The following is a 6973-nucleotide window of genomic DNA, read 5'->3' on the forward strand; positions in this document are numbered from 1 at the left end:
GCTATAAAATTAAGATTTTTGTAGAATTTATGCTAATATATCTTCAGCGAAATTAAGATAAAAGGAACAGATATGTCATTACCTACTCCTCATATAGAAACATTAAGAAAAGAAGAATTTGCAAAAACTATAATTATGCCAGGCGATCCGCTAAGAGCTAAATATATCGCAGATAACTATTTAGAAAATGTTACAAGAGTTAATACTGTCAGAAATATGTTTGGTTACACAGGTACTTACAAAGGTAAAAAAGTAAGTGTTATGGGTTCTGGTATGGGTATGGCTAGCATGGGCATTTATGCTTATGAGCTTTTTAAGTATTATGATGTTGATAATATCATTCGTGTTGGCTCAGCTGGTTCATATAAAGAAGAGCTCAAAGTTTATGATGTAGTACTTGTTGAAGAAAGTTACTGTGAATCTGACTTTGTTGAAATTGTAACTAGTGATAAGGCACGCGATGTTAAGTCTTCAGAAGAGCTTAATAAGGATCTTGAACAGTCAGCAAAAAGACAAAATATAGAACTTAAAAAAGCAAAAGCACATTGTACAGACGTTTTTTATAGAAAAAATTCTGATGATTATAAAAAAATTATCAAAAAGTATGGTTGTGATTTAGTTGAGATGGAAACTGCTGCTTTATTTGCAACAGCAAATGAGTTGGGTAAAAATGCATCTGCAGTTGTAACTATATCTGATAGCTTTATAACAGGTGAATCAACCACTGCTCAACAAAGAGAGCAATCTTTCACTAACATGATGGAAGTTGCTTTAGGTACTATTACTGAGAAATAGTATATTTATTCTTTTAATTTGTTAATTTCTAGTTTTATTTTTTCTAGTGCTTTCTTGGCTATTTTATTTGGTGGATTTATATCAGCTTTTTTTGTTTGATGGTTTGAATAGTCTACAACAAGCTCTATTTTCTCAACCTTTGAAAACATAGTTGTCTGGTTTAATTTTGTAATAAACTGGTTATGTAGTTCTTTTATTTTTGATTTTAGTATTTCTTTGTCACTTTGTACTATTATCTTAGTTGGAGAGTAGAAGACTAGCTGAGTATCTTTTAGGTATGCTAGGTTTAGTTTATGTAATTGTTTATTTGCTACTTCTATAGTAGTACTTAGATTAACAGCTTTTGCTATTAAATCTTTGCTAGCGTAAGTTGATTCAGTAATTTTTTTTCTAGTTCGGTGTGAATCTATATTAGCAACTTTTTCTGGAATAATTTTTATGCTCATAATAATCTAGTATATTTTGGTAGCATTACTTAGTTGAGAATAGAATATTTCAATAGCATTGTCTATAGCGGATTCTCTTCCTTTACTTGAACAAGACTTTATCACATATTGTTTAGGAGCTAATTGGCTAGATAAATTATCAGTTATTTGTAGCTCAATAGTTGTATTGATACAGTAACGATTGTTAATCAATTGGTTGTCGTAGTCTTTTAATTTTAGAGATATACTGATATTTGCAGAATTTTTATTATCTGTGGTTATATAGTTATTTACTTGTAGATATTTTTCTAAAGAGCTATAAAAGAAGCCACTATTTTGTTTATCAATATATATTTGTATAGTTCGCTTAACATTTAAAAGTTCATTATCTATATGGTTTAGAGCTTCCATGTAGTCATTGATATCAATACTAGGAGATAACACTACTAGTGCTCTTAGGCTAGATTTTATTATTTTGATATTTTTATCTAATTGTTGCGTAATATTAAATCTATAAATAGAACTTTTGTTATATGTAGTGGAGAGTAGTTGACTTGCTTGTTTGATATTACTACTAATTAAATCTTTTAAGTCATTTATGGTTTGTGATTTATTTATTTGAATTTCTATATAGAATGTATTATTTGTTTGTGATTGATTTATTACTTGATAATTTGGAATTGTAACATCTGCAGAAGAAGTAGTGACCTCTTGGATAAGTTTCTGATATACCTTATTGTTGTTAGAAATATTAGTGAAACTTGTTGTTGTTGACACAGTCACCTGAAGTCTTTGAATCATATCAGCTAGAGCATTTTGAGTTGCCTGTTGTGAGGTTTCACCTGAACCAAAGCCATATAAAACTTCATCTGTGTTTGCTTGATTTGCTATAAACCATTGTGGAATATATTCTATATTTGTATCTTCTATTTTAGATGGTTTATTGCTAGTTTTTTGCGCCTTTTGAATATCAGCATTTGTTCTAATATCATATTTCTTTTGAGTATTTGTAGAGCAACAAGATGTTAATAGACTTAGTGTTACTAACATTGACAGCTTTAGCTTAAAATATCTCATTATGACAGGTATATGGTCTAAATTCGTACAATTAATGTATCTATCTTAATTTAAATTTCTTATAAACTCTATATAATGTACATTTAGGTTATTATTTTTATTTAAAACTATTAAGTATTTGGTTAGTTAACAATGTTAAATTTAGTACAGAAAATTATAGGTAGTCGCAACGATAGATTCATCAAAAAAGTTTCTAAAACAGTCCAAAAAATTAACTCTTTAGAGCCTGAATTTGAGAAACTTAGCGATCAAGAGTTAAAAGCAAAAACTCAAGAATATAAAGATAGAGTAGCAAAAGGTGAAACATTAGATAATCTCCTTCCAGAGGCGTTTGCTACAGTTAGAGAAGCTGGTAAGCGTACCAAAAATATGCGCCATTACGATGTGCAGCTTATTGGCGGTATAGTACTTCACCAAGGCAAAGTAGCTGAAATGAGAACAGGTGAAGGTAAAACTTTGGTTGCGACATTACCAGCATATCTAAACGCTTTGACTGGTAATGGGGTGCATGTTATTACAGTTAATGATTACCTTGCAAAGCGTGATGCGGAATTAATGAGTGATATTTATGAATTCCTAGGATTATCAGTAGGTGTGATAATAGCTGATCTAAACCCTGAGCAACGAAGAGAATCTTATGCTTGTGATATTACATATGGGACAAACAATGAGTTTGGCTTTGACTATCTTAGAGATAATATGGCTTACGACAAAGAACAGCAAGTCCAAAGAAGTCGTAACTATGTAATTATAGATGAGGTTGATTCAATCTTGATTGATGAAGCGAGGACGCCACTTATTATATCTGGAGCATCTGATGATAGTTCCGAGATGTATAATCTTTTCAATAGATTAGTTCCATTTTTAGAAAAGCAAGAAAAAGAAGAGCTAGTAGAGGATCAAGAGCAAAAAGATTTTTATGTTGATGAGAAGTCTAAAAATGCATACTTAACTGAAAAAGGTTATGCAAAAATTGAAAGTATGCTTAAAAAAGAGGGGATACTTGAAGAAGATGATAACTTGTATAGTCCGCATAATATTACAAAAATGCACTATTTAAATGCATGCTTGAGAGCTCATTCATTGTATCAGCTTAATATTGATTATATTGTGCGTGATCAAGAAATTGTTATTATTGATGAAAGTACTGGAAGAGCTATGCCAGGGCGTAGATGGTCAGATGGTTTGCATCAAGCGATAGAAGCTAAAGAAGGTGTCAAAATCAATGCTGAAAATCAGACAATGGCATCTATTACATTCCAGAATTTCTTCAAGTTATATAACAAAATTGCAGGTATGACTGGTACGGCAGATACCGAAGCTTTTGAGCTTCACTCTATTTATGGGTTAGAAGTAATAATTATACCTACTAATAAACCATTAATTAGAAAAGATCATCATGATGAAATCTATGGTAGTGTAAGAGAGAAGTTCAATGCTATGGTTGAGGATATCAAACAAAGAATATCTAAAGGTCAACCAGTATTAGTTGGTACTGCATCTATTGAGGCATCTGAAGTTCTATCAACTTTACTGAAGAAAAAGAAAATTAGACACAATGTATTAAACGCTAAGCAGCATGAGAAAGAGGCTAGTATTATCGCCATGGCAGGTTATCCAGGTAATGTAACGATCGCAACGAATATGGCAGGTCGTGGTACTGATATTATTTTAGGTGGTAATTTGGAAGTTGAAATTGCGCAGCTTGAGGATCCTACACCAGAAGAGGTTGCCCAAATTAAGGCAGAATGGTTTAAGCGTAACGAGGTTGTCAAAAATGCTGCTGGACTATGCATTATTGGTTCAGAAAGACATGATTCACGTAGGATTGATAATCAGTTAAGAGGCCGTGCTGCTCGACAAGGTGATCCAGGTGAGAGTAAATTCTATCTATCAATGGATGATAATCTTTTGAGGATTTTTGCTTCTCAAAGTATGGCTGAAAGAGTTAAGAAAGGTCTAAAAGGTGGTGAATCATTAGCTTTTGGTTTTATGTCAAAAGTTATATCAAAAGCTCAAGGTAAAGTTGAGAGTTATCATTTTGATATCCGTAAAAACTTACTGGAATATGATAATGTTGTGAATACTCAGCGTAAAGTTATTTATGAGCAAAGACAAGCATTTTTAGATTCTGATGATGTTAGTGAAATTCTTGCCGATATTCGTATAGATGTAGCGGAACAGTTATTTCATGACTATGTGTCTGCGGGCTCTATGCATGAGCTATGGGATCTTGAGGGTCTAGAAAAAGCACTTAAGTCGGATTTTATGATAGAGATTGATTTACAAAAGCTTTATGAAGAAGATGATAATCTAGGAGAAGAGGATCTTAAGAAGCTTGTAAGAGAGGCTATAGAGTTTGAGTTTGGTGAGAAAACTAAAAACCTAGAAGTTGGTGCAGTTAGACAATTTGAGAAGTTCTCATTATTACAGTCATTAGATAGTCATTGGCGTGAGCATTTAAGCTCAATCGATCATCTACGTAATAGTATAAATTTACGTGGTTATGCTCAAAAAGATCCAAAAAATGAGTATAAGAAAGAAGCTTTTGAGTTGTTTTCAACTATGCTAGATAACTTTAAGTATGAGGTTATATCTTCACTTGCTAAGATAAGAATTGCTACAGAAGAAGAAACTCAAAGAGCTCAAGAAGAGTGGAAAGAGTCTATGAGTGAAATTAAAGCTGAGCATGAAAGTGTTATTGATAATAACCAGTCAGAAGATGATAAAAAGCAAGAAGAAGCACCCAAAGTTCAGCAAGTTAAGAGAGAGGGTCCAAAAATAAAAAGAAATGATCCATGTCCTTGCGGTTCGGGTAAGAAATATAAACAGTGCCATGGTAAAGTTGAGTAATTATTCTTCTTAATTTAGCTATAACTCAATAAATTATTTTTCTCACAAGTATTTCAAAAATGATCATAATAATTAATGTAGGGCTTTCTTATGAATTCTAAAAATCGTTGCTTTGGTAATAAACCTAATCAAGAACTCTATGCAAGTTATCATGATAATGAATGGGGTGTTCCTAAATATGATGATAGGGAGCTTTTTGAGCTTTTGATATTAGAGGGAGCTCAAGCAGGTCTTAATTGGGAAACTATTCTAAAAAAGCGTCAAGGTTATCGTGATGCTTTTTATAATTTTGATTCTGTTAAAATTGCTAATATGTCAGATTCTGAACTTGAAGCTCTTCGAGACAATCCAAATATTATCCGTAATAAATTGAAAATCTATTCTGTTAGAAAAAATGCTCAAGTATTTCTTCAAATTCAAAAAGAGTTTGGTAGCCTTAGTGATTATCTATGGAATTTTGTTAATTTTAAGCAGATTAAAAATAGCTGGAGATCTCATAGTCAAGTTCCGACATCAACTACTATCAGTGAGAAAATTTCAAAAGAACTTAAGAAAAAGGGAATGAGTTTTGTCGGTCCAACTATTATTTATGCTTATATGCAAGCTGCAGGGCTAGTCAATGATCATCTGGTTAATTGTTGGTGCTATACTAGAGATATATAAAAAGTACATTTATAAAATTAAAAGTTCATAACCACTTTCTCTGAGCAGAAAGTATTTCATGTATAGTCGCAATAGAATCAGGCTTGTGATTTTTGGGTTTTTTGTTATAATATGGTGTCTAGTTTTGTAATTAGATACTATGGAATAATAACAAAAAGTCAGAAGTCTATTGATTGTAGGTAGTTCTGAGGATTTAAAATCTAATAAATGGAGTAATAAATGTACGCAATAATTAAAAATGGCGGTAAGCAATACAAGGTTAAAGAAGGCGAAGTTGTTAAACTTGAGAAATTCGATCTTGGTATTGGCGAGAAAGTTGAATTTGATACAGTTTTGATGGGTCAAACAGCAGAGGGCGAAGTTAAAATAGGCGCTCCTATTGTAGAAGGTGCTAAAGTTGTAGGCGAAGTTGTAGAACAAGGTCGTAACAAAAAAGTTAAGATCATGAAGTTCCGTCGTCGTAAGCACAGCATGAAGCAACAAGGTCACCGTCAGTATTTTACGGCGGTAAAAGTTTCATCTATTAGTTTATAATTTTATTAAGAATATTTAAGGAGTATACAAATGGCTCATAAGAAAGCTGGTGGTAGTACTAGAAACGGAAGAGATTCAAACCCTAAGTATTTAGGTGTTAAAAGATATGGCGGTGAGTTTGTTAAAGCAGGTACAATTATCTTGCGTCAAAGAGGTACTAAAACTCACCCTGGTGTAAATGTTGGTTGTGGTAAAGATCACACTTTATTTGCTCTTAAAGATGGTACTATTAAGTTCCATGTTGGTGGTGCTTTAAATCGTAAGTTCGTTTCAATCGACGAATAATCTATCTGTTTATCTATGTCTATCTTTTTGAGAATATCATAATTTCATAATGAGTATTTGCTCAAAAAGATATCATAAGCTAGATTGTATTCTGAAAGTTTTAAATAGTTGAAAGAGAGTTCCAAATATAGTTTATTAGGTTTTGACGAAACTAAAATAAACGATAAGGAACTAAAAAATGCCAAAGCACTTAACTCTTTCAAATAGATATTGTATAGAAGAATTACTTAAATTAGGATACCAAACATCTCAAATAGCCAATAAAATTGGCTATAGTGAAAGAGCTATAAAAAAGGAACTTAATCGCACTAGTATAAATAGTGACTATAATGCTGAGATAG

General features: G+C 32.0%; 8 protein-coding genes. 6 read left to right on the plus strand and 2 right to left on the minus strand.

Features of this window, described 5'->3' with window-relative positions; translation table 11 throughout:
- The first annotated feature begins 72 nt into the window (after positions 1-72).
- The gene (gene deoD, locus F8C69_RS00925) at positions 73-795 is read left to right on the plus strand and encodes a purine-nucleoside phosphorylase (RefSeq protein WP_159183845.1); all 723 of its coding nucleotides are present in this window, start codon (positions 73-75) and stop codon (positions 793-795) included.
- 5 nt (positions 796-800) lie between these two features.
- Here deoD and F8C69_RS00930 read toward each other — a convergent pair whose 3' ends face one another.
- Positions 801-1241 (minus strand): hypothetical protein, encoded by a 441-nt coding sequence (locus tag F8C69_RS00930; protein WP_159183846.1) that lies wholly within the window; start codon positions 1239-1241, stop codon positions 801-803.
- Between the two features lie 6 nt (positions 1242-1247).
- Entirely contained in the window at positions 1248-2297 is a 1050-nt protein-coding gene (locus tag F8C69_RS00935) for an LPP20 family lipoprotein (RefSeq protein WP_159183847.1), read from the minus strand.
- A 132-nt stretch (positions 2298-2429) separates the two neighbouring features.
- On the opposite strand from F8C69_RS00935, the gene secA reads away from it, so the two are divergent.
- The 5 genes from secA to F8C69_RS00960 form a co-directional block, all read left to right on the plus strand.
- Positions 2430-5150 carry a preprotein translocase subunit SecA gene (gene secA, locus F8C69_RS00940; RefSeq protein ID WP_159183848.1) on the plus strand — a complete coding sequence of 907 codons (2721 nt, stop codon included), beginning with the start codon at positions 2430-2432 and terminating at the stop codon, positions 5148-5150.
- A gap of 90 nt (positions 5151-5240) precedes the next feature.
- Positions 5241-5813 carry a DNA-3-methyladenine glycosylase I gene (locus F8C69_RS00945; RefSeq protein ID WP_159183849.1) on the plus strand — a complete coding sequence of 191 codons (573 nt, stop codon included), beginning with the start codon at positions 5241-5243 and terminating at the stop codon, positions 5811-5813.
- A 219-nt stretch (positions 5814-6032) separates the two neighbouring features.
- Entirely contained in the window at positions 6033-6347 is a 315-nt protein-coding gene (gene rplU / locus F8C69_RS00950; protein WP_004288036.1) for a 50S ribosomal protein L21, read from the plus strand.
- A gap of 30 nt (positions 6348-6377) precedes the next feature.
- On the plus strand, positions 6378-6632 hold the full coding sequence (gene rpmA / locus F8C69_RS00955; RefSeq protein WP_159183850.1) for a 50S ribosomal protein L27: 255 nt from the start codon (positions 6378-6380) through the stop codon (positions 6630-6632).
- A 178-nt stretch (positions 6633-6810) separates the two neighbouring features.
- Positions 6811-6973: helix-turn-helix domain-containing protein (locus F8C69_RS00960; protein WP_159183823.1), on the plus strand; the 163-nt coding region annotated here is incomplete at its 3' end.

It is taken from the genome of Francisella noatunensis subsp. noatunensis (assembly GCF_009823375.1).
GTDB classification, from domain to species: domain Bacteria; phylum Pseudomonadota; class Gammaproteobacteria; order Francisellales; family Francisellaceae; genus Francisella; species Francisella noatunensis.

Excerpts from the sequence above, each read along its gene's own strand:
- rpmA (WP_159183850.1), top strand. The coding sequence starts at position 6,378 with ATGGCTCATAAGAAAGCTGGTGGTAGTACTAGAAACGGAAGAGATTCA.
- F8C69_RS00945 (WP_159183849.1), top strand. The coding sequence starts at position 5,241 with ATGAATTCTAAAAATCGTTGCTTTGGTAATAAACCTAATCAAGAACTC.
- F8C69_RS00930 (WP_159183846.1), bottom strand. The coding sequence starts at position 1,241 with ATGAGCATAAAAATTATTCCAGAAAAAGTTGCTAATATAGATTCACAC.
- rplU (WP_004288036.1), top strand. The coding sequence starts at position 6,033 with ATGTACGCAATAATTAAAAATGGCGGTAAGCAATACAAGGTTAAAGAA.
- F8C69_RS00935 (WP_159183847.1), bottom strand. The coding sequence starts at position 2,297 with ATGAGATATTTTAAGCTAAAGCTGTCAATGTTAGTAACACTAAGTCTA.
- deoD (WP_159183845.1), top strand. The coding sequence starts at position 73 with ATGTCATTACCTACTCCTCATATAGAAACATTAAGAAAAGAAGAATTT.
- secA (WP_159183848.1), top strand. The coding sequence starts at position 2,430 with ATGTTAAATTTAGTACAGAAAATTATAGGTAGTCGCAACGATAGATTC.